Genomic DNA, 23,800 nt, shown 5'->3' on the forward strand with positions numbered 1-23,800 from the left:
GCCCTGAGGTGGTTTGGTTCGATTAGGCGGGTCTGCCCTACTTGGCCGCCGAGGCCAGCATGATCATGGACCAGCCGCCGAAGATGAGGTCGATGCCCAACAGCAGGCCCAGGATGCCCAGGGCGGTGTCGCCCGGCCAGCCGGCCAGGATGATGATCCCCAACAGCAGGCCCATGGCCCCGGAAAACAGGACCCAGCCCCAGCGGGAAGCGGGCTTGATCTTCATGGCCAGACCCACCTTGACCGCTCCTTCAAACAGGAAGAAGACGCCCAAGAGCAGGGTCAGGGTGACCGCTCCCAACAAGGGGCGGGCCAGGATGAGGCCGCCGGCGATGACGTAGACCACGGCCCACAATAGGTTCCAGGCAAAGGCGCTCCAGTGGGCCGACTTGAAGCAGTGGATCAACTGGATGATGCCCTGGGCCAGGATCACCGCGCCGATTATCCATACCACCGCCATGGTGGCGACCAGCGGGGCCAGGATGGCCAAGCTGCCCAAGAACAGGGAGATTATCCCCGCGATCAACAAGCTGCCGCGGTGTTGCTTTACTTCAGCCAGGCCCTGGCTCAACCCGCTTACCAATCCGTTTGGCGACTGCGCGCTCATGAACTGCTCCTTATCCCGGGCCTGTAATTCCCGGCGTTAATTTTAGGTTTACATGATGAGTAGTTGAACGCGGCCCTGTCAAGGGCGGCTTTGGGCGCGGGCTTACATTGACAACGCCTTAGTTTCCCGATATACCGGAAGAATCGTATACGGTATGCAAGGCTCCGGAATGGGGGAGTTCCGGCGACGACAAGGGTGTGGCGGTGGGTTTCGGCGACCAACTAATGCAGTACGTGGTCAGCGGGCTGACCACCGGGGCGGTTTACGCCTTGGTGGCCCTGGGCTTTTGTCTGATCTACAACGCCACCCGGGTGGTGAACTTCGCCCAGGGCGATTTCCTTTCCCTGGGCGGGCTCATGGCCTACAGCCTCTTCGTGGGCGCGGGCCTGCCCATGGTCCTGGCCTTCCCCTTGGCCGTGGTGGCCGTGGCCCTGGTGGGGGCGCTCATGGAGCGCCTGACCATCCGCCCGGCCCGCAGCCGTCAGGTGCTGGTGCTCATCTTCATCACCATCGCCGCCTCCATCCTCATGCGCGGCATCTTCAAGCACTTGTGGGGCAAGCAGGCCCTGGCCCTGCCCCCACTGAGCCCCGAGGTTCCCCTGCGCCTGCTGGGAGCCACCCTCACTCCGCAAAACCTGTGGGTGCTGGGCATCACCCTGGTGGCCATCGTGGCCCTGGTGTGGTTCTTCGGGCGCACCCTGACCGGCAAGGCCATGCGGGCCACGGCCATCAACCCCACGGCCGCCGCCCTCATGGGCATCGATTCCCACCGCATGACCATGTATTCCTTTGCCCTGGCCGGCGCCCTGGGGGCCCTGGCCGGGGTGCTCATCACCCCCATCACCAGCCTGTCCTACAACGTGGGAGTGATCATCGGACTCAAGGGCTTCGCCGCCGCGGTGCTGGGGGGCTACGGCAGCTTTTTGGGCGCGGTGGTGGGCGGCCTGGTGCTGGGGCTGGTGGAAAGCCTCACCGCCGGGCTCATCTCCAGCGTGTACAAGGACGCGGTGGCCTTTGTGGTGCTCTTGCTGGTGCTGTTCCTGCGCCCCGGCGGCCTGCTGGGGGTAGGGGGCAAGGAGCGGGTATGAGCGCCTCGGGCAAGCATTTTTTCGGTGCCCTGGCCGCGCTGGCCGCCGGGCTGGCGCTTTTGCCCCTGGCGGTGAGCAACCCCTATTACCTTAACGTGCTCAACGTGGTGGCCCTCAACGTGCTGGTGGTCACCGGGCTCAACCTGCTCATCGGCTACGCCGGGCAGATCAGCCTGGGCCACGCCGCCTTCTTCGGCCTGGGGGCCTATATCTCGGGCATCCTCTCGGGCTCCTACGGCTGGGAGCCCTGGCTGTCGCTTTTGGCCGCGGCCCTGCTGGTGGCCCTGGTGGCCCTGGTCCTCGGCCTGCCCACTCTGAGGCTGGAGGGCAACTATCTGGTGATGGCCACCCTGGGCTTCAACCTCATCGTCAGCGTGTTCATGGTCCAGCTGGACGATATCACCGGCGGGCCCAGCGGCTACACCGGCATCCCCTCGCTGAGCCTGTTCGGCCAGCCCATCGCCACGGACCTATCCTTCTATTGGCTGGCCTGGGGCGCGGTGATCCTGGGCCTGATCCTGGCCCGCAACCTGGTGCACTCGCGGGTGGGCCGGGGGCTCAAGGCCCTGCACGAATCGCCCCTGGCCGCCGCAGCCTCGGGAGTGCCCATCGAGGCCTACAAGGTCAAGGTGTTCGTCATCAGCGCGGTGTACGCCTCGGTGGCGGGCAGCCTCTACGCCCATTACTACGGCATCATCACCCCGGCCACCTTCGACATCTTCAAGTCGGTGGAGCTGGTGACCATGTGCATCGTGGGAGGCATGGGTTCGCTGTGGGGCGGCCTGTTCGGCGCGGCCCTGCTCACTCCCTTGCCCCAGCTCTTGGCCGTGGTGGAGGAATACAAGGACATCTTCTTCGGCGGTATCCTGCTGGTGTTGCTTATCTTCCTGCCCCAGGGCCTGGTGGGCTGGCTGGAGGGCAAGAGGGTGCGATCCGGGGGGAGGGCCTTCTGATGGGCGCTCTCTTGAGCATAAAGGGCCTGACGGTGCGCTTCGGCGGGGTGCAGGCCCTGAGCGATCTGGACCTGGAGGCCCCGGCCGGGGCCATCACCGCCCTCATCGGCCCCAACGGGGCGGGCAAGACCACGGCCATCAACTGCGTCTCCGGGGTGGTGACCCCGGACGCGGGCCGGGTGAGCCTGGACGGCCGCGAGGTGCTGGGCCTGGCCGGGCACCAGCTGGCCCGCCTGGGGCTGACCCGCACCTTCCAGAACCTGCAGGTCTTCGGCCTGATGAACACCCTGGAAAACGTCATGGTGGGCCTGCACGCGGCCAGCCGGGGCGGTTTTGCCGCGGCCATGCTGCGCCTGCCGTTGCTCCGGCGGGAAGAAAAGGCCATCCGGGAGCGGGCCGAGGAGATGCTGGCCTTCTTTGGCCTGGAAAAGGCGGCGGCCCAGCCCGCCGAGGAGCTTTCCTACGGCGACCAGAAGCGCCTGGAGCTGGCCCGGGCCCTGGCCGGGCGGCCCCGCATGATGCTTTTGGACGAGCCGGTGGCCGGGCTCAACCCGGCCGAGACCCTGGAGATCGGCCGGCTCATCGTCAAGATCAAGGAGCAGGGCATCGGCCTGGTCTTGGTGGAGCACGACATGGGCCTGGTGATGCACGTCTCCGACCAGGTGGCGGTGCTCAGCGGCGGGGTGCTCATCGCCCAGGGCACTCCGGAGGAGATTCAGCAAGACCCCGAGGTGCTGCGCACCTATCTGGGCGGGGGAGAGGAGTTCGGGCTGGTTGCTTAGGGTGGAGTCCATATCCTTTGCCTACGGCCGCCAGCCGGCCCTGCGCGAAGTGAGCCTCAAGGTGCAACCCGGCGAGGTGGTGAGCCTGCTGGGCATGAACGGGGCGGGCAAGACCACCCTGCTGGGGGTTATCTCCGGGATGCTACGGCCCAAGGGCGGCCGGGTGACCTTTGAGAACCGCCAGATCAGCGGCCTGGCCCCCTCGGCGGTGGTGGAGGCCGGGGTGGTGCAGGTTCCCGAGGGCCGCCAGCTTTTCGGGCCGCTGAGCGTGCGGGAAAACCTGGAGCTGGGTTCCTACGTGCGCCTGCGCAAGCGCCAGCACAAGGAAGTGGCCCGGGACCTGGAGCGCTCCCTGGCCCTGTTCCCGGTACTGGCCCAGCGCCTGGAGCAGCCCGCCGGCACCCTGAGCGGCGGGGAGCAGCAGATGCTGGCGATGGCTAGGGGGCTCATGGCCCGGCCCCGCCTGCTTCTGTTGGACGAGCCCAGCCTGGGCCTGGCCCCCAAGGTGGCGGCCGAGATCCTGGGGGTGGTGCGCGACCTGCCCGCCCAGGGGTGCTCGGTGCTTTTGGTGGAGCAAAACGCCCTGGGCGCGCTCAGCGTGAGCCAGCGGGGATACATCATCACCGGCGGCCGCATTCGCCAAAGCGGCTCGCCCCAGGAAATTTTGGCCGACGAACTGCTGCGCGAGGCCTTTTTGGGGCCCCGCCGCGCCTTCGGCGGCGTTAAGGATAAAAAAGCCGAGGAAACTTCATGACCTTCATGCCCAATTTTTCAAGCCCCGAGGAGCTGGCCGCGCACCAGCTCAAGGGTCTGCAATGGACCGTGGCCCACGCCCAGCAGGGCAGCCCCTTTTACGCCCAGCGCCTGCAGGAGGCCGGGGTCAGCGCCGGGGACATCCATAGCCTGGACGATCTGGCGGGCCTGCCCCTCACCAGCGCCGACGACCTCAGGGCCGGCTACCCCTTCCCCCTGCTGTCCGTTCCCTTGGAGCAGGTGGTCCGGGTGCACGCCTCCAGCGGCACCACCGGCAAGCGCAAGGTGCTCTCCTACACCCAGAAGGACCTGGACGACTGGGCGGTGATGTTCGCCCGCTGCTATGAGATGGCCGGGCTCACCCGTTTGGACCGGGTGCAGATCATGGTGGGCTACGGGGTGTGGACCGCCGGGGTGGGCTTCCAGGCGGGCTGCGAGCGCTTTGGGGCCCTGGCCTTGCCGGTGGGGCCGGGCAACCTGGAGATGCAGTGCCAGTTCCTGGTGGACTTCGGCACCACGGTGATGTGCTCCACCTCCTCCATGGCCCTGCTCATGGCCGAGGAGATCAAGCGCCGGGGCATCAGCGAGCAGGTCAAGCTCAACAAGCTGATCTACGGCAGCGAGCGCACCAGCGACGCCATGCGCCAGCGCATCAGCGAGGCCCTGGGGGCGGAGCTTTTTGACATACCGGGCCTCACCGAGCTCTACGGGCCGGGCACGGGCATCGAGTGCCGGGCCCACGAGGGCATCCACTACTGGGCCGACTACTATATTCTGGAGATCCTGGACCCGGCCACCTTGCAGCCGGTGGCTCCGGGCGAGATCGGCGAGATGGTGGTGACCACCCTGGGCAAGGAGGCCGCGCCCCTTATCCGCTACCGCACCCGCGACCTGTGCCGCTTGCTGCCCGAGCCCTGCGCCTGCGGCAATCCCCTGCCGCGCCACGACCGCATCCTGGGGCGCAGCGACGACATGATCAAGTTCCGGGCGGTGAACATCTACCCGGGCCAGATCGACCACGTGCTCAGCCAGGGCCAAGGGGTGGGCTCGGAGTTCCAGGTGCACCTGAGCCGGGGCGAGGACGGCCGCGACTACATGCACATCAAGGTGGAGCGGGCCCCCGAGGGCGGCGCGGCCGACGACGCGGAAGTGGCCGCCGGCATCGCCAAGGGCATCAAGGCCCACATCCTGGTGAGCGCCAAGGTGGAGGTGGTGGACTACGGCAGCCTGCCGCGCAGCGAACGCAAATCGCAGCGGATCTTCGACCGCCGCGACGATTGATGAATCATAGGCCGGGCCTCCGGGGAGGGAGGGCGGCCGCTAAAGGGAGGATGAGCGATGAAAAGGTTTAAGCTTTTGGCCGCGCCGGCCCTGTGCCTGCTTCTGGCCCTGGCCCTGGCCGCCCCGGCGGCGGCGGCCGACAAAAAAGAGCCGGTTAAGATCGGGGCCTTTTTCGCCCTGAGCGGTCCGGCGGCCTCCATCGGCGCGCCCACCAAACTGGTGGCCCTGATGGTGGTGGACAAGATCAACAAGGCCGGCGGCATCCAGGGCGCTCCCATCGAGCTGATCCTGGCCGACACCGAGGGCGAGCCCACCAAGGCGGTGATGGCCTTCAAGAAGTTCGTCAGCGTGGACAAGGTGGTGGCGGCGGTGGGCCCCACCCGCACCGGCACCGGCATGGCGGTTAAGAAGCAGGTGGAGGCGGCCAAGATACCCACCGTGATGACCGTGGGCGGCGACCCGGTGATCATGGAAGGCAAGATCGGCAAAATGGACTTCGGCACCGCCCGCTGGGTGTTCAAGTCGCCCCAGCGCTCCACCATCGCGGTCAAGAAGGTGCTGGGCTACCTCAAGGCCCACGGCCTGACCAAGATCGCCCTGTTGAGCGCCAGCGACGGCTTCGGCCGCGACGGGGCCCGCTGGGTGGTCAAGCTGGCTCCCGAATACGGCATCACCCTGGTGGGTTCGGAGCAGTTCAACCCCAAGGACGTGGACATGAAGAGCCAGCTCACCAAGCTGGCCGCCGCCAAGCCCCAGGCCGTGGTCTGCTGGACCATCGGCCCGGCCGCGGCCATCGTCTCCAAGAACCACCACGCCCTGGGCATTAAGGCTCCCCTGGTGCAGTGCCACGGCGTGCCCGGTCCCAAGTACATCCAACTGGCCGGGGCGGCGGCCGAGGGCGACCTGATGCCCTCCACCAAGCTGATGATCTACCAGTACCTGCCGGCCAGCGATCCCCAGAAAAAGGTGATCGACGAGTTCGTGCGCCTGTACACCGACGTCTACCACTACGACAAGCAGTACCCCATCAACACCCACTCCGGCTATGCCTGGGACGCGGTGTATTTGCTGGCCAACGCCATGCAAAAGGTGGGCACCGACCCGGCCAAGGTGCGCGACGCCCTGGAGCAGACCAAGGGCTACGTGGGGGTCAGCGGGGTGTACAACATGAGCCCCACCGACCACAACGGCCTGGGCGAGGACTCCATGGTCATGATTCAGGTCAAGGACGGCAAGTTCGTTCCGGCCAAGTAGTTTGATCCGGCGCGGCGCGGGCTCCCCCGCGCCGCGCTTGCTCCCCGAGGACCCGCCGGGTTAATCTTGGGCCATGGCCGTTAGCGAGAGGTATTCATGGCCCCCCCCAAAGATCCCCGCCGCCGCTATCCCCTGTACCTGAACATCCTGGTCATATTTCTGCTGCTCATGGTCGCGGTGGCCGGGGCCATCACCTGGTACAACTACCGTGCCGGCAGCGAGCGGGCCGTCGCCTCCTCCAAGCGGCTCATGCAAGACGTCGTCAATCAGTTCACCGGCGAACTGAGCCAGTTCATGGGCAAGGCCTACGCCTTTTTGCTCATCGCGGCGGAGCACCCGGGAGTCAACCTGCCTCCCGCGCGGGAGGAGCACGACCTGCGGGGCCTGTTCTTCAAGGCCCTGGAGGCCAATCCCCACTTTTTCAGCGTGTATTTGGGGCACGACGACGGCGACTTTTTCCAGGTAATGCGCCTTAAAAACATGCCGGCCCAGGCCAGGGAGGAGATCAAGGCTCCGCCCCAGGCCGCCTACGCGATGCGGGCCATCGAGCGCGGGGCGGACGGGGCGCGCGTGCAGACCTGGATCTTTTTGGACGCCAAGCACCAGCGGCTTGCCGGCTGGAGCCAAAGCGACCCGGCCTATGACCCCCGCAAGCGCCCCTGGTTCCAGCGGGCCCGGACGGTGGGCAAGGTGCAGGGCTCGGGCTACTACGTGTTCAGCTCCCTGCAGGAGCCGGGCATGACCCTGGCCTACCGCTTCGCCCCGGAGCCCCGGGGCGGGGTGTTGGGGGTGGACGTGTCGGCCCGCAGCCTGAGCGCCTTCGTGGCCGAGCACAAGCCCTCGCCCTCGGGCCTCACCGTGGTGTTCGACGAAGATAAGCGCCTGGTGGCCTATCCCGACTCCCACAAGGCCGTGCGGCAGGTGATGATCGACGGCCGGGAAAAATTGCGGCTGGCCACCCTGGACAACCTGGGCGATCCCCTGCTCAAACAACTGAGTTCGCGCTTCGATCCCCAACGCCCGAACCAGATCTTGGACTTCAGCGTGGGCGACGAGCAATACTCCTGCGGGGTGGTGCGCATTCGCGATTTCCACGGCCGCTTCGCCTACGTGGCCCAGTTCACCCCCATGGACGAGTTGATCGGGCCCATCATCGCCAGCAACCTGCACTCGCTGCTCATCTCCCTGCTGATCATGCTGGCGGCGGTGCCCCTGGCCCTGTTCGTGGCCCAGCACATCTCCCGGCCCCTGAGCCGGGTGGTGGCCGAGACCCGGGCCATGCGCGAGCTGCAGCTCGATCCCACCCCGGCCATCGAATCGCGGGTGCGCGAGATTCACCGCCTGACCCAGAGCGTGGACGCCATGAAGGCCACCCTGCGCACCTTCTCCCGCTACGTGCCGGTGGATCTGGTGCACCAGCTGGTGGCCTCGGGCCAGGAGCAGGGCCTGGGCGGGGAAAAGCGGGTGCTCACCCTGATGTTCTCCGACGTGGCCAGCTTCACCGACATGGCCGAGCACATGGACCCCGAGGCGCTCATGCAAAAGACCTCGCACTATTTCTCTGGCCTGTGCGAGGAAATCCTGGCCAACCAGGGCACCATCGACAAGTTCATCGGCGACGCGGTAATGGCCTTTTGGAACGCGCCCCTGCCCGATCCGGAGCACGCGGCCCACGCCTGCCGGGCGGCGCTGATGTGCCGGGCCCGCAGCCGGGCCATGGACGGGGCCTGGCAGGCCCAGGGGCAGCCCATCATGCACACCCGCCTGGGGCTGCACACCGGCGAGGTGATCGTGGGCAACGTGGGCACGGCCCACCGCATGGAGTACACCGCCCTGGGCGCGGCGGTGAACCTGGCCTCGCGCCTGGAGGGGCTCAACAAGGTTTACGGCACCCAGATACTGGCCAGCCAGGCCACCCTTGAGGCGGCCGGGGAGGGTTTCGTGTGGCGGGTGGTGGACCAGGTGGAGCCCAAGGGCACCACCGAGCCCATTTTGATCCACGAGCTGGTGGGCCTGATGGGCGACGACCCGGAGCTGGCCCCGGACCGGAGCCTGCTCGACTTCTGCCGCCGCTGGGATGAAGCCTTTGCCTTGTACCAACGCCGCGATTGGGCCGCGGCCTCGGAGGCCTTCGCCGCCTTGGCGGGCGAGCGGCCCCAGGACCAGGCGGCCCAGGTCATGGCCCGGCGCACCGCCGATTTTCTGGCCGACCCACCGCCCCCGGACTGGGACGGCTCGGCGGTGTACCAGATCAAGTAGCAAGGCTCGGCTTCCCTTGCGCCCGGCCCGGCGCCGGGATATTTTTATAGGTCTTGCATCGCCAACCACTCAGCGAGGATACGCGTGGGTTCCAAAAACAAAGTCCGCAAAGAGATATTGATGGGCAACCAGGCCCTGGGCCGGGGGCTGGTGGAAAACGGGGTGGCGGTGATGACCGCCTATCCCGGCACCCCCAGCAGCGAGATATTGCCCTCGGTGGTCCAATACGGGGCCGAGATGCAATCTCAGCCCTATTGCGAATGGTCGGTCAACGAGAAGGTGGCGGTGGAGGTGGCCCTGTCGGCGGCCTACACCGGCCAGCGCTCGGCGGTGGCCATGAAAATGGTGGGGCTCAACGTGGCCCTGGACCCGGTGATGAGCTCGGCCTACATCGGGGTGATCGGGGGCATGATCCTCATCAGCGCCGACGACCCCGGCCCCCACAGCTCCCAGACCGAGCAGGACAGCCGGCTGCTGGCCCATTTCGCCAAGCTGCCGGTGCTGGACCCCGACAGCCCGGCCATGGCCCGCGACCTGGTGGGCCCGGCCTTCGCCCTTAGCGAGCGCTTCCAGATTCCGGTGATGATTAGGCCCACCCTCCGGGTGTGTCACGGCCGCCAGAACCTGAACCTGCGCACGCCCAAGGAGTTGGAGCGCGTCCCCGGATTCCCGCGCGATCCCTTCCGCTGGGCGGCCATCCCCAAGATGCGCCTGGCCCTGCACCACGCGCTTAACGCCAAGCTGGCCAAGATTCAGGACTACCTGAGCAAGAGCAAGAGCCTCAACCAGTGGCACGCCCCGCTGAGGCCCCGGGCTCCCCTGGGCATCCTGGCCTCCGGCGTGTCGGCGGCCCTGGCCCGGGACCTGCTGGCCGAGATGGGCCTGCCGGTGGGGGAGGGCAAGGTGCCCTTCCTGCAGACCGCCGCGCCCTATCCCCTGCCCATCGGGCCGGTGAGCGAGCTCATCGCGGGCTGCCGCAACGTGCTGGTCCTGGAAGAGACCGAGCCGGTGCTGGAGCTCTTGGCCCCCAACCGCGACAAGCTGTGGGGCCGGGGCTCGGGCCACGTGCCCAGCGCAGGGGAGCTGACTCCCGAGGTGTTGGGCGGGGTATTGGAGCGGGCCCTGGGCGAGGCCAAGTTGAAGGCCGCGCGGCCCAAGGGCAAGGTGCTCAGCGTGCCCGACCAGCCGCCCATGCGCCGGCCCAACCTCTGCCCCGGCTGCTCCCACCGGGCGGTGTTCTACAGCCTGCGCCGGGCCCTGCCCACCGGGGTCTATCCCAGCGACATCGGCTGTTACACCCTGGGTATGAACCAGGGAGCGGTGGACACCTGCCACGACATGGGCGCGGCGGTGACCTTTGCCAGCGCGCTCAGCCGCGGCCTGAACCAGGCGGACAAGGACACCCCGGTGGTGGCCACCATCGGCGACAGCACTTTTTTCCATTCGGGCATCACCGGCCTGGTCAACGCGGTGTATAACGGGCACCGCTTCGTGCTGGTGATTTTGGACAACGAGACCACCTCCATGACCGGCATGCAGCCCACCCCCGAGAGCGGGCTCACCGCCGACGGCCACCCCGGCAACGCGGTGGACATCAAAAAGCTGGTGGAGGGCTGCGGAGTGCGCTGGATCACCGAGTTGGACCCCTACCAGATGGGCGATCTGCAAAAGACGCTCAAAAAGGCCTGGCGCTGGTGCAAGGGGCCCGAAGGCTCGGTGGCGGTGATCATCGCCCGCCACGCCTGCGCCGCCCAGCGCCCCCGCGACGCGGTGGCCAGCCCCTGCAAGGTGGAGGTGAAAGGCCAGGCCGCTCCGGTGAAGACCAGCTTCCGGCCCCAGGACAACCCCTGCGCCGATTGCGGCCGCTGCGTGGCGGTTTGCCCGGCCGGGGCGCTAACGCGCACCGGCAAGGGCAAGATCAAGGTGGACGAGGCCAAGTGCACCGGCTGTCGCCTGTGCGCCGAGGTCTGCCCCACCGGCACCATGGTGCTGGAGCCCGCCGGGGCCTGCGTGGCCTGCGGGCTGTGCAGCACCTGGTTCGCCTGTCCCGCCCTGGCCAAGGACGCCGAGGGCTACATCAGCATCGACCGGGGCTGGTGTGTGGACTGCGGCCTGTGCGCCGAGGTCTGCGCCCATGGAGCCATCGCCCCGCTGGAGGAGAGCAAATGAGCCGGCTCGAGTGGCAGGCGGTGGTGGCCGGCGTGGGCGGCCAGGGAGTGCTGTTCGTGAGCCGGGCCTTGTCCACGGCGGTGGAACCCAAGGCGGGCTCCATCCTCATCAGCGAGGTGCACGGCATGGCCCAGCGGGGCGGGGCGGTGGTGAGCCACCTCAAGGCCGGGCCCTTCAGCGGACCTTTGGTCAGCCCCGGCCAGGCCGACCTTTTGTTGGCCCTGGACCCCGGCGAGGCGGTGCGCAACCTTAGCTACCTGGTCGAGGGGGGCTGGCTGGTGGTCAACGCCCCGGACCTGGATTTCCTCTCGCCCAAGGCCCGCAAGGCCCTGGCCTCCTTCGGGGCCCGGGTGCTCACGGTTCCGGCCGTCCAGTTGGCCGGGCAGGCGGGCGCGCGCAAGGGGGCCAACGTGGTGCTTCTGGGCGCGGCGGCGGCCGGCGGGGCCCTGCCGGTGAGCATGGCCGAGTTGGAGGCGGCCATCTGCGACGGCCAACCCCGGGCCCGGGCCGAGGCCAACCGCAAGCTGCTGGCCCTGGGGGCCGAGGCCGCGGCCCAGGTCTGAGCGCGGCTCGATTGGGGGCGCCGGGCTGGGAACCAGCCGCGGCGCCCCTGTTTTTTGCGATCTCCCCGGTGGGGCCGCCCCCAGTATGTGCCTTTACCTAAGGGGCGCTTCCTGCTACTATGCTTGGCTATATTCTGGCTTGCTCCGGGCGGCGAAGATTCGGTGTGTGACCCGTGTTGGCACGGTAGAAAGCCGGTTTATTCTGGGTCTCCGGTTTCACCCGCTCGCACGGGATAGCCGATGTTCGAAACCTATTATTTGGCCAACCTCGCCTTTACCATGGGCTATGGCTTGGCCCTCATCATCTACCTGGGGCGTCACGCCCCGGAAAACCCGCGCACCGGCACCATCCAGCGTTGGCTGATCTGGTCGGTGTTCTGGGCCTTTTTCGACGTTTTCATCAGCTTTTCCGCCATCACCTTCGACCCCGCCACCGTTTTCCAGTTCTACCGATGGCTGTGCTTTATCTTCCTGCTGCCCATCGGCTTCATAGGCGAGGTTATCCTGGTGCTCATACGGCCGGTGAGTTGGCGCGACCGCGCCTGGCTCTACGGCTTTCCCCTGTGCTTTTACCTGGCCGCCCTCGTCGAGCCCCAGTGGATCGGGGTGCGCCTCTACGGCGTGGATTATGGCGCCGAAAACTTCAACCCCTGGTTCCAGGCTTTTCTGGTCTATAGCCTGGTCGTTTCCGTCATCCTGCTGGTCCGGCTGTTCCGCGATGCCCACGCGGAGAGCGACCAGGACGCCAAGGCCGAGAAAAAGCTGCTGGTGGCCGCCGGGGTGGCCACCATGCTGGCCCAGGGGCTGGCCCAGGGCCTGATGGCCATCGAGGGGGCCCATTTCCCCTCTCTGGCCAACCTGGCGGTGACGCCCATCGCGGCGGGCATCTACTGGAGCGCCAGCCGTTACGGCAAGGTGGTGAGCCCGCGCACCTTGTATCATGCCACGGTGCAGGCGGTGCCGGTGGGCCTGGCCCATCTGCAGGCCCATCGCATAGCTTGGGCCAACCAGACCCTGGCCGTTATTTTGGGCTATAACCACCCGGTGGCTCTGTACGGCCTCAAGGTGAAGGATCTGTTCCGTCCCTTTTTGGTGGGGCCTCGCGCCTCGCGCCGCTTCTTGGCCGATCTCAACGAGGGGCGGGTGCAGGGCGACGAGGTGGTGATCACCGACAGCCAGCAAAAGCAGGTGCCGGTGTTGATAAGCAGTTCGTTGGTGGAGCGCAGCGACCCCTCCCGGGGGGTGCTGTTGGTGGCCAGCGACCTGACCCACCTCAAGTCCGTGCAAAACCGGCTGCAGCACTCCGAGGCCCGCTACCGCAACCTGATGGAGCAGGCCACCGAGCTCATCGCGGTGCTGCAAGACCGGGTGTGCGTGTTCGCCAACTCGGCGGTCAAGGACGTGCTTGGTTGGGAGCCGGAGGAGGTGGTGGGCCACGAACCGGAGATGTTCGTGCACCCCGAGGACATCAGCTCCCTGATGGAGGCCTACGAGCGCCGCATCTCCGGCCAGAGCCACTCCGAGGTGCTGCCTTATCGCATCTTCACCAAGGACGGGCGGCTCAAATGGATGGAATTGGCCACCCGGGTGGTGGACTGGGAGGGGCGGCCCGCCCTGCAGGTGTTTTTCCGCGACATAACCGAGCGCAAGAAGGCTGAGGAGGAGCGCGGTGAGCGCCTGAACCGGGTGGAGCGTCAGCAGGCGGCCATAGTGCAGGTGGCCGGTTCGCCGCCGTTGGTGGAGGGCGATTTCCGGGGCGCCGCCCGACGCATCACCGAGCTGTGCGTACAGGCCGTGGAGGTCGATCGCGCCTCCATATGGCTGTTCGACGAGGAGTATGCCCGCCTCAAGGTCAGCGATCTTTACGAGGCGGAAAGCCGCAAGCACCGCGATGGGGACGAGCTGGTGGTGGCCGATTGCCCCACCTTCCTCGCCGCCCTGGAGGCCGAGCGGGCGGTGGACGCGGGCGACGTATACCTGGACGCCCGCACCGCGGACCTGCGTTTTTCCTATTTGGAGCCCAACGACGTGGGGGCCTTGCTGGCCTCGGCGGTGCGCCTGAGGGGCCAGATGGTGGGCATGTTGTGCCTGGAGCACACCAGCGGGGCCTACTCTTGGAGCGAGGACGAACTTGCCTTCGTCGGCGGGCTGGCCGACCAGGTGACCCAGGCGCTGACCAACGCCGAGCGCAAAAAGGCCCAGGCCGCCCTGCAGGAGTCGGAAGAGCGCTTCCGCCACCTGTTCGACAGCATCAGCGACTTGATCTACACCCACGATGAACAGGGGCGCCTGCTTTCGGTGAACCAGGCGGTGGTGCGCCTGCTGGGCTACAGCCGAGAGGAACTTCTGGGCCGACCCATGACCGATTTCATGCTGCCGGAGGCGAGCCTGCCTTTTGAGGAAACGTACCTGCGGCGGCTGAACCAATACGGGCAATCCGAGGGCGTGGCTTTGTTGGTGGGCAAGGACCAATCGCTGCACTCGGTGGAATACCGCAACCTCATGGTGGCCAAGGACGGGGTTCCCTACGTCAGCGGTTCGGGCCGCGAGATAACCCAGCGCCTGGAGGCCGAGCGCGAGCTCAAGCAACTGCAGGACCGCCTGATCCAGGCCCAAAAAATGGAGGCGGTGGGCAACCTGGCCAGCGGCATAGCCCACGACTTCAACAATATCCTGCAAGGGGTCAGCGGCTACGTGCAGCTTTTGGCCGGGAAGCCCCAGGCCGACCCGGTGAGCCGCAAGTACCTGAACGAGGTGGATTCGGCGGTGGGCCGGGCGGCGGAGCTGGTGCGCCGCCTGCTCACCTTCGGGCGCAAGGCCGGGGCCGAGCTCAGGCCGGTGGACCTGAACCGCGAGGTGGGCCAGGCCATTGGGCTTTTGGAGCGCACCATACCCAAGATGATCACCATCGAACAGGAATTGGCCCCCGAGCTCATGGCCATCAGCGGCGACCCCAACCAGTTGGAGCAGGTGTTGATGAACCTGGTCACCAACGCCCGCGACGCCATGCCCGAGGGCGGGGTGCTCAACATCTCCACCATCAACCTGGATCTGGACGAGGAGTTCTGCCGAACCCACCCGGGCCTGGAGCCGGGTTCCTACGTACGCCTGCAAGTGAGCGACGATGGCGAGGGCATGGACGAGGAGACGCTGAGCCACGTCTTCGAGCCCTTCTATACCACCAAGGAGGTGGGAGCGGGCACCGGGCTGGGGCTGTTCACGGTATACGGCATCGTGGAGAGCCACGGCGGCTACATTTCCTGCGACAGCACGCCCGGCCGGGGCACCACCTTCACCATCTACCTGCCCGCGCGCGAGGAAAAGGCCGCGGTGGTGACCACCCAGGCCCAGGAAGGCGCCCCGGTAAAGGGCGGCCATGAGACCATCTTGCTGGTGGACGACGAAGAGGCCATCCTGGAGGTGGTGCGCGACGTGTTGGAGCAGAACGGCTACAGCGTCTTGACCGCCGACAGTGGGGAAGGGGCCCTGGAGTTGTTCGGCGATTCGCCGGAAAAGGTGGACCTGGTGATTTTGGACCTAGGCATGCCCGGCATGGGCGGGGACCGTTGCCTGGGGGCGCTCCTGGAGCTGGACCCGGCGCTCAGAGTGGTGGTGGCCACCGGCTACGCGGGTGGCAACAAGCGCGGCGAGGTGCTCGGCGCCGGAGCCAGCGGTTTTATCACCAAGCCCTATCGCCTGGACACCCTGTTGCGCACGGTGCGCCAAATATTGGACCGGCCCCAGGGGGAGCCGGTCGCACGGGAGGAGGGTTAGAGTCGGAGGGTCAGGGGCGCTGCCCGGCCCTTTGGTCCCAGTCGAAATCCCGGGAGGTGACCACGTCTTCCAGACGGCGCAGGCGGCGCTCCAGGGTGTCGTAGGTGCGCTTCAGGCGGCCCAGGGCCATCTTGCGGCTGTCGGCGTAGGAGTGATAGAACTCTTCCTCGTCCTCGGTCTGGGGGGGCGTGGCCGGGGCCGGTTTCATGATCAGGGCCATGATGAGGTAGAGCACTCCCACCGGCCAGAAACCGGTGATGATGAAGGCGATCACCGTCAGGATACGCACCCAGATCACCGAAAAATCGAAATACTCCGCCAGGCCTCGACACACCCCCAACAGGACGCCCCGCCGAGAGCGGTAAAGGCCGCGTCGTCCGAGATTGCTAAATATTTTCATGACGGGACTCCTTTGAGTCTTTTTCTAAAAGTATGGTTTCCAGGGCGTCGATGCGCTGTTCCATGCGCTGCAGGCTCTTGTGCATTTCCTGGATCAAGCGGGTTTCCTCTTCATCGGCTTGGGCGGCTTCCCGGCCGCCGGGCCCCCTGATTATGCGCATGACCGCCACCACCAAACCGCCCAACAGACCCAGGGCCAAAAGTATGAATCCGAATATCGCAGCCAAGATGCCCGGCACGTCCGCTCCTTAGGGGCAGGCCTCAAGCCTGCTCCGGGTTGGGGGTTGTCTCCTGCTTGATCCCCTTGAGGGCGCGAAGCTCCGCTTCGATTTCCTCGTCGCCGGCCAGGCGATCAAACTCTTGCTCCAGGTCGGGGCGGCGGCTCATGCCGGCCAGCTCGGCCTCGGCCTCCAGGCGCTCCACCCGGTTTTCGAATTGCTCGAAACGCATGAGCACTTCGGCCGAGTCGGCTCGGGCGGCGTTGCCCCTGGCCTTTTTGCTGTGGCGGGCCAGCTTGTGCCGCTCCACCAGGATGCGCTGCTTTTCGCGCACCGCAGCCAGCTTTTGCTCCAACTGGGCGATGTCCGCGTGGTACTGCTCCACCAGGGCCTGCTGGGCGACCAACTCGTGCTCCAGCTCGTTTTCCCTGGTGCGGAACTCCCGCCGGGCCACCAGCGCCTCGCGGGCCAGGTCCTCGCGGCCCTTGTCCACGGCCAACTGGGCCTTGTCGCTCCAGGCGGTCACGCGCTGGGAAAGGGCGTCCATCTCCCGCTGCATCTTGGCCCTCTGGGCCATGGCCCCGGCGCAGGCCGCCTTGACCTCGGCCAGGGTGTCTTCCATCTCCACGATCATCAGCCGGATGAGCTTTTGGGGATCCTCGGCCCGGTCCAGCATGGCGTTGATGTTTGAACTTATGATATCACGCATCCGGTTGAAAACGCCCATGGTCTACCTCCGTCGGGGGCTGTGTGTTTTGCGAACGTATGCTCGGTCATAAAGCAAGAGGCGGGCCAAAAAGCGGTGCGTGTGAATTAGGCATATAAAACAGGTAGTTGCCTGTATCGGTGGCAAATCGGATACTCTGCCTGATTTGGTATAAAAATATAATAGTTGGTAAAAATAGCCAAAAAATAGTAAAAAAAACCATGGAAGCTGCCAGCCATAGCGCGCCGCCGGGCGAGGCCCTGGGCCAGAGCGAAAACTTCCTGGCCTTTCAGGAGGCCCTGTCCCGGGCGGCCAGAGTGGAGCGGCCGGTGCTGATCATCGGCGAACGGGGCACCGGCAAGGAGCTGGCCGCCGCCCGCCTGCACTACCTTTCCCCCCGGTGGGGCGAGCCCCTGGTGGCCCTCAACTGCGCGGCGCTGGCCCCTTCGCTCATCGAATCGGAGCTGTTCGGGCACGAGGCCGGGGCCTTCACCGGGGCGGGGCCGCGCCGCCTGGGGCGCTTCGAGACCGCCCACCGGGGCACCCTGTTCCTGGACGAGATCGGCAACATCCCCCTCACCGTGCAAGAGAAGATCCTGCGCACCGTGGAGTACAACAGCTTCGAGCGGGTGGGAGGCAGCCGGCCGGTGGAGGTGGACGTACGCATCGTGGGGGCCACCAACGCCGACCTGCCGGCCCTGGCCCGGGCCGGCCGCTTCAAGCAGGATCTGTTGGACCGCCTTTCCTTTGAGGTGCTCACCCTGCCGCCGCTGCGGCAGCGCCGGGGCGACGCGGAGCTTTTGGCCGAGCACTTCGCCCTGCGCATGGCCCGGGAGATGGGCTGGGACGCGGCGCCGGGGTTTTCCCCGGCCGCGCGGGAGCAGTTGGGCGCCCATCCCTGGCCGGGCAACGTGCGCCAGCTCAAGAACGTGGTGGAACGGGCGGTGTACCGCTCCGGGCGCCAAGAGATAACCTCCTTTGACTTCGATCCCTTTGCCTCGCCCTTCGCCCCGCCGCCCCAGGTAGAGCCCCCCCTGGCCCCCCGCCCGGCCGCGGCCGCCGCGGCCGAACCGCCGCGGCCGTTCAAGGAGGCGGTGGCCGCCTACGAGCGCCGCCTGCTGCGCCAGGCCCTGGAAGACGCCCGCTTCAACCAGCGCCGGGCGGCCGAGCTTTTGGGCCTCACCTATCACCAGCTGCGCGGTCTGTTGCGAAAATACGGGCCTGACCAAAGCCTTTGAGCAAGCCTTGCGGTTGGGCGGTTGACTAATTTTTTGCCCTAACGTATGTTAGTAAAAACATACGTCCTGCCCCTGGCTGATCCGGCATGCACCTGGAAAGGAACCAACATGAAGTTGCAGCATCCTGAATTGTTCCGACAAAAATGCTATGTGAACGGCGCCTGGGTGGCCAGCGCCGGGGGCGAGGTCTTAAGCGTGGACAACCCGGCCACCGGCGAGCAACTGGGCACGGTGCCGTCTTTGAGCGCCGAGGAAACCCGTGCCGCCATCCAGGCCGCCTCCGAGGCCTGGCCCGCCTGGCGAGACCTCACGGCGTTGCAGCGGGGCGCCTGCCTGCACCGCTGGGCCCAGCTTATTGCAGACCACGCCCGGGACCTGGGCGTCATCCTCACCAGCGAACAGGGCAAGCCCTTGCCCGAGGCCCTGGGGGAGATTAAGTCCGGCCAGGACGCCATCACCTGGTTCGCCGAGGAAGGCCGCCGGGCCTACGGCGAGGTGATCCCGCCTCCCTCCCCGGACCGGCGGCCCCTCACCATCCGCCAGCCGGTGGGAGTGGTGGGCGCGGTCACTCCCTGGAACTTCCCCATGTCCATGATCGCCCGCAAGGTCAGCCCGGCCCCGGCCGCCGGGTGCACCATAGTGCTCAAGCCGGCCAGCGCCACCCCCTTCTCGGCCCTGGCCCTGGCCGTGCTGGCCCATGAGGCTGGCATCCCCGCCGGGGTGTTCAACGTGGTCACCGGCAAGGCCTCGGTGGTGGGCGGCGAGCTTACCGCCAGCCCCCTGGTGCGCAAGTTCACCTTCACCGGCTCCACCGAGGTGGGCAAGACCCTCATGGCCCAATGCGCCCAGACGGTGAAGAACATCTCCCTGGAGCTGGGCGGCAACGCTCCCTTCATCGTGTTCGACGACGCGGACCTGGACAAGGCCATCGCCGGTGCCCTGGCCAGCAAGTACCGCAACACCGGCCAGACCTGCATCTGCGTGAACCGCTTCCTGGTGCAAGAGGGCATCCACGACGCCTTTGTGGAGCGCCTGACCCGGGAGGTGAGCGCCATGCGGGTGGGCAACGGCCTGGAGGAGGGGGTGCGCCAAGGCCCCCTGGTGGACCAACAGGGCCTGGAAAAAGTGGAGGCCCTGGTCGAGGCCAGCGTGGCCCAGGGGGCCCGGGTGGCGGTGGGCGGCGGCCGCCACGATTTGGGCGGCAACTTCTACCAGCCCACGGTATTGGTGGACCTGACCCCGGACATGCCCATCCTGCGCCGAGAGATCTTCGGCCCGGTGGCCACGGTGGTGCGCTTTGCCACCGAAGAGGAGGCCATCGCCCTGGCCAACGACACCGAATACGGCCTGGCCTCCTACATGTACACCAACGACCTGGGGCGCTTCTGGCGGGTGGCCGAGGCCCTGGAGTCCGGCCTGGTGGGGGTCAACGAAACCGGCCTGGCCTCGGCCGAGTCTCCCTTCGGGGGCTACAAGCAGAGCGGCCTGGGCCGGGAAGGCGGCCGCCAGGGCTTGGACAGCTTTTTGGAGACCAAGTACGTCCTGGTGGGCGGCCTGGCCTGAGGTCCGACTTTTATTGCGGCGTCCCGCGGCCCCCAGCGCATTTTCACCCTCCCGCGCCGGGGGCCCTTTTTATGGGTGCGATAGCTGGACAGCGGCCTTGACCCGGCGGCTATAATTTTAAGCAAGCGTATTCACCCCAGCCGGGAGGGCGGCGTGGCCGAGCCGGACAAGTTCCAGGGTTTCACCCCCCAAGCGATAAAATTTTGGCGGGACCTGACCCGGCACAACAACCGGGCCTGGTTCGAGGAACACAAGGCCCTGTACGAGCGCGAGGTGCTGGTGCCCAGCCGGGCCCTGGTGAGCGCCATGGGCGGGCTCCTCAAGAAGCTGGCCCCCCTGGTGATCGCCGAGCCCAAGGTGAACCGGAGCCTGTTCCGCATCTACCGCGACGTGCGCTTCAGCAAGGACAAAAGCCCCTACAAGAGCCACCTGGGCCTGTGGTGGTGGGAGGGGCCGGGGCCGCGCATGGAATGCTCGGGCTTTTATTTCCAGCTAGAGCCGCCCAAAGTGATGCTGGCGGTGGGCATGCACCGTTTTCCCAAGTTCCTGTTGCCCGCCTACCGTCAGGCGGTGGCCGACGACAAGCTGGGCCGGGCCCTGGAGCGCGCGGTCAAAAAGGTGCGCAAGGCGGGCTACGAGGTGGGGGGCCAGGGATACAAAAGGGTGCCCCGGGGGTTCGACCCGGAGCACCCCAGAGGCGATTTGCTCAGGCACGACGCCCTGTGGGCCGCCTACGAGACGGACATCCCGGAGGAGATCCACACCGCCGACTTTCCGGCCTGGTGTTTGCCCCATTTCCGGGCCATGGCTCCCCTGCACCAGTGGCTCCTGGAGCTCACGGTGCGCGAATTCATCTAGCCCGGACGCCGGGCCGCCCGCCTGGGGCTAGGCCGGGATGGGCACCACCCTGAAGCCCGCCGCGTCCAGATCGGCCATCAAGTTGGCCGCGTGGGGGGTGCGGGCCCTAATATATACGTTGTTGCCCGCCCTGGTGCGGTGGGGCATGGTGAAGATGGCCTCCACCGGCACGCCGCGCTTTTCGATCACCGAGGCGATGCGGCTGGTGGCTCCCACCTCCTTGCTCAGCTGCACGTCTTGCAGCACGATCAAGCTGGTGCCTTCCCGCGGGGCGATGAGGCCCATCACCGCGTTAAAAATCTCGCTTTCGGTGACTATGCCCATCAGCTTGTCGCCCTCGACCACCGGGAAGGCGCCGATGCCCTTCTGGTGGCCCAGGAGGATCACGTTTTGCACCAAGTCGTCGGGGCCCACGGTGAGCGGATCCTTTTGCATCACCTCGCCGACGGTGAGCTTTTCCAGCAAATAATGCAGCTCGTGCACGCTCAGGGTGGTGGCCCCGCTGGGCATGGCCTCGATAATCAGGTGCCTGGTCAACAACCCCACCAAACGCCCCTTCTTGTCCACCACCGGTAGGCGGCGGATGTTGTTGGTGGCCATCAGCTTCTTGGCATCCATCAATAGGGTTTCCGGGGTTACCGTCAACGGATTGGGCGTCATCCAATTCCTGATCTTCATGAAATCTACTCCCAGCCTGTAAATAACGGTGAAGGCATCATAACTATCGCCTTGTCATAATTATAAAACATGCCTTCCATCCACGGTTCCCCCTTTTGATAAGGGAAAATTCCCGTTTTCGGGGAGGGTTTTGCCTTAAAATATAGGAAACGCGCCTTAGGCCTTGACAGAGGGAGACTATAGTTTATATAAAAAACGATAACGGTAATGGTAACTATTATTGTCTAGAAGGGGGTAGGTGATGGAGGTCTTGATCCTCTCTCGGTTGCAGTTCGCCGCAGCCACGTTCTTTCACTTCCTGTTCGTTCCCCTGACCCTGGGTCTCTCCATCCTGGTGGCCATCATGGAAACCAAGTGGGTGAGAAGCGGTGACGAGGAATACAAACGCATGGCCAAGTTCTGGGGCAAGTTGTTTCTCATCAACTTCGGCCTGGGACTGGTGACCGGCATAACCCTGGAGTTCCAGTTCGGCACCAACTGGTCCCGCTACTCGGCCTATGTGGGGGACATCTTCGGTTCGCTCTTGGCGATCGAGGCCACGGCGGCCTTCTTCCTGGAGAGCACCTTCATCGCGGTGTGGATTTTCGGCTGGGAGCGCATCTCGCCCAAGCTGCACTGCGTGGCCATCTGGCTGGTGGCCTTTGCCGGCACCCTGAGCGCCTATTGGATTCTGGCGGCCAACGCCTGGATGCAGCATCCGGTGGGATACGTCATGCGCAACGGGCGGGCCGAGCTGGCCAACTTTTTCGACGTCATCACCCAGCGCTTCGCGGTGATCGAGTTCGTGCACACCGTGTCCGGGGCCTACATCCTGGCCGGCTTCTTCGTCATGGGCATCAGCGCCTATCATTTGCTTAGAAAGCGCGAGGTCTCCTTTTTCACCAAGAGCTTCCGCATCGCCCTGGTCTTCGCCCTGGTCTTCTCCCTGTTCGAGGTGGTCCAAGGCCACTTCAACGGCGGCGAGGTGGCCGAGGCCCAGCCCAGCAAGCTGGCGGCCATGGAGTCCCACTGGAAGACCCAGAAGATGGCTCCCATGTACCTGTTGCAGGTGCCCAACCTCAGTGGCGACGGCAACCTGATCGAATGGATTCCCATCCCCGGCGCCCTGAGCATCCTGGCCTACGGCGACCCCCATGCGGAGGTCAAGGGCCTGAGCGATTTCAAGCCCGAGGACCGGCCTCCGGTGTTTCTCACCTTCATCTCCTTCCGGATCATGGTGGGCCTGGGCATGCTGTTCGTGCTGCTCACCGTCTGGGGTTTCTTGATTCGCAAGAAGCTTTTGGATAATCCCAAGTACCTTCGCATAATGATGCTGGCCATCCCTCTGCCCTACATCGCCAACGAGGCGGGGTGGATGGTGGCCGAGGTGGGGCGACAACCCTGGATCGTGTGGGGGCTGATGCGCACCAGCGACGCGGTCAGCCCGGTGGATCCCACCCAGGTGGCGGTGAGCCTCATCGCCTTCATATTGTTCTACGGCCTGCTGGGAGTCGTCGCCTTCTGGCTCATGGCCCGTTTCGCCAAAAAGGGTCCCGAGCCCTTGCCGGCGGCCCAGGGTTAGGGGGAGGAGTTAGCCATGTTGGAAACTATCTGGTTCGCCCTCTGGGGAGTGCTGTGGGCCGTCTATTTCATGCTGGACGGCTTTGACCTGGGCGCCGGGGCCTTGCTGCCCTTCCTGGCCAAAAACGAAGACGAAAAACGCACCATCTACCACGCCACCGGGCCCTTCTGGGACGGCAACGAGGTGTGGCTCATAACCGCCGGCGGCGTGACCTTCGCCGCCTTCCCCCTGGCCTACGCGGTCATGTTCAGCTCCTTGTACTCGGCGCTGATGCTCATCCTGTTCTGCCTGATCATCCGCGGCGTGGCCATGGAGTATCGCGGCAAGCTGGAGGGGCACAGCTGGCGCGACGGCTGGGACTGGCTGCTGTTCATCTCCAGCGCCCTGCCCGCCCTGCTGTTCGGGGTGGCCTTCGCCAACATCTTCCAGGGCATCCCCATCGACATCGAGCACATCTATCGGGGCAGCCTGTTTACCCTGCTCAATCCCTACGGGCTTCTGGGCGGGCTGTTGTTCCTGTGCCTGTTCCTGTATCACGGCGCGCTGTGGTTGGGCATCAAGGCGGGCGGCGAGCTCAAGGAGCGGGCCCAGCGTACCGCCAAGATCCTGTGGGTCCCCCTGCTCATCCTTGCGGTGGTGTTTTTGGTGGCCACCTGGTTCGCCACCAACCTCTACGCCAACTACCTGACCTACCCGGTCCTGTGGGTTCTGCCCGCCCTGGCCGTGGCCGGCCTGCTGGCCACCCGCCTGTTCCTGCAGCAGGGCGCGGCCTGGAAGAGCTGGTTCGCCTCCTCGGCGGTGGTGGTGGGAGCCACCCTGTTCGGGGTGGCCGGGCTCTACCCCAACCTGCTGCCCAGCTCCATCGACCCCAAGGCCAGCCTGACCGTGGTCAACGCGGCCTCCAGCCCCCTGACCCTAAAGATCATGCTGGGAGTGGCCCTGGTCATGGTGCCGGTGGTCATCGCCTACCAGGTGTGGGTCTACCACCTGTTCCGCCACGAGGTGACCCCCGACGATCTGGCCTACGAGGAAGGCTACTAGCCGCCCGAACCCCTAATGAACACGGCGGCGGCCGGAGCTTGCTCCGGCCGCCGCC

General features: G+C 66.1%; 20 protein-coding genes. 15 read left to right on the plus strand and 5 right to left on the minus strand.

Annotation, left to right across the window (positions count from 1 at the left end):
* Nucleotides 1-37: 37 nt before the first annotated feature.
* Complete coding sequence (locus AACH32_RS03775; protein WP_338605444.1) at nucleotides 38-607, minus strand: HdeD family acid-resistance protein; 570 nt, start codon at nucleotides 605-607, stop codon at nucleotides 38-40.
* A gap of 203 nt (nucleotides 608-810) precedes the next feature.
* On the opposite strand from AACH32_RS03775, the gene AACH32_RS03780 reads away from it, so the two are divergent.
* The 10 genes from AACH32_RS03780 to AACH32_RS03825 all read left to right on the plus strand — a co-directional run bounded on the left by AACH32_RS03780 (nucleotide 811) and on the right by AACH32_RS03825 (nucleotide 15,483).
* Entirely contained in the window at nucleotides 811-1,695 is an 885-nt protein-coding gene (locus AACH32_RS03780) for a branched-chain amino acid ABC transporter permease (RefSeq protein WP_338605445.1), read from the plus strand.
* Nucleotides 1,692-2,648 carry a branched-chain amino acid ABC transporter permease gene (locus tag AACH32_RS03785; protein ID WP_338605446.1) on the plus strand — a complete coding sequence of 319 codons (957 nt, stop codon included), beginning with the start codon at nucleotides 1,692-1,694 and terminating at the stop codon, nucleotides 2,646-2,648. The genes AACH32_RS03780 and AACH32_RS03785 overlap by 4 nt, the downstream gene beginning before the upstream one ends.
* Nucleotides 2,648-3,430 carry an ABC transporter ATP-binding protein gene (locus AACH32_RS03790; RefSeq protein ID WP_338605447.1) on the plus strand — a complete coding sequence of 261 codons (783 nt, stop codon included), beginning with the start codon at nucleotides 2,648-2,650 and terminating at the stop codon, nucleotides 3,428-3,430. Before AACH32_RS03785 ends, AACH32_RS03790 begins: the two co-directional genes overlap by 1 nt.
* A 1-nt stretch (nucleotide 3,431) precedes the next feature.
* On the plus strand, nucleotides 3,432-4,184 hold the full coding sequence (locus tag AACH32_RS03795; RefSeq protein ID WP_338606645.1) for an ABC transporter ATP-binding protein: 753 nt from the start codon (nucleotides 3,432-3,434) through the stop codon (nucleotides 4,182-4,184).
* Nucleotides 4,181-5,464 (plus strand): phenylacetate--CoA ligase family protein, encoded by a 1,284-nt coding sequence (locus AACH32_RS03800; RefSeq protein WP_350341534.1) that lies wholly within the window; start codon nucleotides 4,181-4,183, stop codon nucleotides 5,462-5,464. The genes AACH32_RS03795 and AACH32_RS03800 overlap by 4 nt, the downstream gene beginning before the upstream one ends.
* 57 nt (nucleotides 5,465-5,521) lie before the next feature.
* Nucleotides 5,522-6,718, plus strand: coding sequence for an ABC transporter substrate-binding protein (locus tag AACH32_RS03805; protein ID WP_338605449.1), 1,197 nt, complete (start codon nucleotides 5,522-5,524; stop codon nucleotides 6,716-6,718).
* A 96-nt stretch (nucleotides 6,719-6,814) separates the two neighbouring features.
* A complete protein-coding gene (locus tag AACH32_RS03810) occupies nucleotides 6,815-8,977 on the plus strand; it encodes an adenylate/guanylate cyclase domain-containing protein (protein WP_338605450.1) in 2,163 nt (720 codons plus the stop codon).
* An 84-nt stretch (nucleotides 8,978-9,061) separates the two neighbouring features.
* Complete coding sequence (locus AACH32_RS03815; RefSeq protein ID WP_338605451.1) at nucleotides 9,062-11,146, plus strand: thiamine pyrophosphate-dependent enzyme; 2,085 nt, start codon at nucleotides 9,062-9,064, stop codon at nucleotides 11,144-11,146.
* On the plus strand, nucleotides 11,143-11,709 hold the full coding sequence (locus tag AACH32_RS03820) for a 2-oxoacid:acceptor oxidoreductase family protein (protein ID WP_338605452.1): 567 nt from the start codon (nucleotides 11,143-11,145) through the stop codon (nucleotides 11,707-11,709). The genes AACH32_RS03815 and AACH32_RS03820 overlap by 4 nt, the downstream gene beginning before the upstream one ends.
* A 240-nt stretch (nucleotides 11,710-11,949) precedes the next feature.
* The gene (locus AACH32_RS03825) at nucleotides 11,950-15,483 is read left to right on the plus strand and encodes a PAS domain S-box protein (RefSeq protein WP_338605453.1); all 3,534 of its coding nucleotides are present in this window, start codon (nucleotides 11,950-11,952) and stop codon (nucleotides 15,481-15,483) included.
* A gap of 10 nt (nucleotides 15,484-15,493) precedes the next feature.
* Here the strand turns inward: AACH32_RS03825 and pspC are convergent, their stop codons facing one another.
* Genes pspC through AACH32_RS03840 form a run of 3 tightly spaced genes read right to left on the minus strand, consistent with a single transcriptional unit; the run spans nucleotide 15,494 to nucleotide 16,827 of the window.
* The gene (gene pspC, locus AACH32_RS03830; protein ID WP_338605454.1) at nucleotides 15,494-15,883 is read right to left on the minus strand and encodes an envelope stress response membrane protein PspC; all 390 of its coding nucleotides are present in this window, start codon (nucleotides 15,881-15,883) and stop codon (nucleotides 15,494-15,496) included.
* Nucleotides 15,870-16,121 (minus strand): hypothetical protein, encoded by a 252-nt coding sequence (locus tag AACH32_RS03835; RefSeq protein ID WP_338605455.1) that lies wholly within the window; start codon nucleotides 16,119-16,121, stop codon nucleotides 15,870-15,872. Before AACH32_RS03835 ends, pspC begins: the two co-directional genes overlap by 14 nt.
* A gap of 22 nt (nucleotides 16,122-16,143) precedes the next feature.
* Nucleotides 16,144-16,827 carry a PspA/IM30 family protein gene (locus tag AACH32_RS03840; protein ID WP_338605456.1) on the minus strand — a complete coding sequence of 228 codons (684 nt, stop codon included), beginning with the start codon at nucleotides 16,825-16,827 and terminating at the stop codon, nucleotides 16,144-16,146.
* A gap of 200 nt (nucleotides 16,828-17,027) precedes the next feature.
* On the opposite strand from AACH32_RS03840, the gene pspF reads away from it, so the two are divergent.
* The 3 genes from pspF (at nucleotide 17,028) to AACH32_RS03855 (ending at nucleotide 20,465) form a co-directional block, all read left to right on the plus strand.
* Nucleotides 17,028-18,044, plus strand: a complete 1,017-nt coding sequence (gene pspF / locus AACH32_RS03845; RefSeq protein WP_338605457.1) for a phage shock protein operon transcriptional activator — start codon at nucleotides 17,028-17,030, stop codon at nucleotides 18,042-18,044.
* A 108-nt stretch (nucleotides 18,045-18,152) separates the two neighbouring features.
* Nucleotides 18,153-19,607, plus strand: coding sequence for an NAD-dependent succinate-semialdehyde dehydrogenase (locus AACH32_RS03850; protein ID WP_338605458.1), 1,455 nt, complete (start codon nucleotides 18,153-18,155; stop codon nucleotides 19,605-19,607).
* Nucleotides 19,608-19,760: 153 nt separating this feature from the next.
* On the plus strand, nucleotides 19,761-20,465 hold the full coding sequence (locus tag AACH32_RS03855; RefSeq protein WP_338605459.1) for a DUF2461 domain-containing protein: 705 nt from the start codon (nucleotides 19,761-19,763) through the stop codon (nucleotides 20,463-20,465).
* Nucleotides 20,466-20,492: 27 nt separating this feature from the next.
* On the opposite strand, the gene AACH32_RS03860 is transcribed toward AACH32_RS03855, so the two are convergent.
* Nucleotides 20,493-21,143 carry a CBS domain-containing protein gene (locus AACH32_RS03860; protein ID WP_338605460.1) on the minus strand — a complete coding sequence of 217 codons (651 nt, stop codon included), beginning with the start codon at nucleotides 21,141-21,143 and terminating at the stop codon, nucleotides 20,493-20,495.
* A 241-nt stretch (nucleotides 21,144-21,384) separates the two neighbouring features.
* Between AACH32_RS03860 and AACH32_RS03865 the strand changes: the two genes are divergently transcribed.
* Nucleotides 21,385-22,704, plus strand: coding sequence for a cytochrome ubiquinol oxidase subunit I (locus AACH32_RS03865; RefSeq protein ID WP_338605461.1), 1,320 nt, complete (start codon nucleotides 21,385-21,387; stop codon nucleotides 22,702-22,704).
* A gap of 15 nt (nucleotides 22,705-22,719) precedes the next feature.
* The gene (gene cydB / locus AACH32_RS03870) at nucleotides 22,720-23,745 is read left to right on the plus strand and encodes a cytochrome d ubiquinol oxidase subunit II (protein ID WP_338605462.1); all 1,026 of its coding nucleotides are present in this window, start codon (nucleotides 22,720-22,722) and stop codon (nucleotides 23,743-23,745) included.
* The last annotated feature ends 55 nt before the right edge of the window (nucleotides 23,746-23,800 follow it).

The organism is Desulfoferula mesophila (genome assembly GCF_037076455.1).
GTDB classification, from domain to species: domain Bacteria; phylum Desulfobacterota; class Desulfarculia; order Desulfarculales; family Desulfarculaceae; genus Desulfoferula; species Desulfoferula mesophila.

Coding starts and splice junctions, on each gene's coding strand:
- AACH32_RS03775 (WP_338605444.1), bottom strand. CDS start 607: ATGAGCGCGCAGTCGCCAAACGGATTGGTAAGCGGGTTGAGCCAGGGC.
- AACH32_RS03785 (WP_338605446.1), top strand. CDS start 1,692: ATGAGCGCCTCGGGCAAGCATTTTTTCGGTGCCCTGGCCGCGCTGGCC.
- AACH32_RS03790 (WP_338605447.1), top strand. CDS start 2,648: ATGGGCGCTCTCTTGAGCATAAAGGGCCTGACGGTGCGCTTCGGCGGG.
- AACH32_RS03800 (WP_350341534.1), top strand. CDS start 4,181: ATGACCTTCATGCCCAATTTTTCAAGCCCCGAGGAGCTGGCCGCGCAC.
- AACH32_RS03805 (WP_338605449.1), top strand. CDS start 5,522: ATGAAAAGGTTTAAGCTTTTGGCCGCGCCGGCCCTGTGCCTGCTTCTG.
- AACH32_RS03810 (WP_338605450.1), top strand. CDS start 6,815: ATGGCCCCCCCCAAAGATCCCCGCCGCCGCTATCCCCTGTACCTGAAC.
- AACH32_RS03820 (WP_338605452.1), top strand. CDS start 11,143: ATGAGCCGGCTCGAGTGGCAGGCGGTGGTGGCCGGCGTGGGCGGCCAG.
- AACH32_RS03825 (WP_338605453.1), top strand. CDS start 11,950: ATGTTCGAAACCTATTATTTGGCCAACCTCGCCTTTACCATGGGCTAT.
- pspC (WP_338605454.1), bottom strand. CDS start 15,883: ATGAAAATATTTAGCAATCTCGGACGACGCGGCCTTTACCGCTCTCGG.
- AACH32_RS03840 (WP_338605456.1), bottom strand. CDS start 16,827: ATGGGCGTTTTCAACCGGATGCGTGATATCATAAGTTCAAACATCAAC.
- pspF (WP_338605457.1), top strand. CDS start 17,028: ATGGAAGCTGCCAGCCATAGCGCGCCGCCGGGCGAGGCCCTGGGCCAG.
- AACH32_RS03850 (WP_338605458.1), top strand. CDS start 18,153: ATGAAGTTGCAGCATCCTGAATTGTTCCGACAAAAATGCTATGTGAAC.
- AACH32_RS03860 (WP_338605460.1), bottom strand. CDS start 21,143: ATGAAGATCAGGAATTGGATGACGCCCAATCCGTTGACGGTAACCCCG.
- AACH32_RS03865 (WP_338605461.1), top strand. CDS start 21,385: ATGGAGGTCTTGATCCTCTCTCGGTTGCAGTTCGCCGCAGCCACGTTC.
- cydB (WP_338605462.1), top strand. CDS start 22,720: ATGTTGGAAACTATCTGGTTCGCCCTCTGGGGAGTGCTGTGGGCCGTC.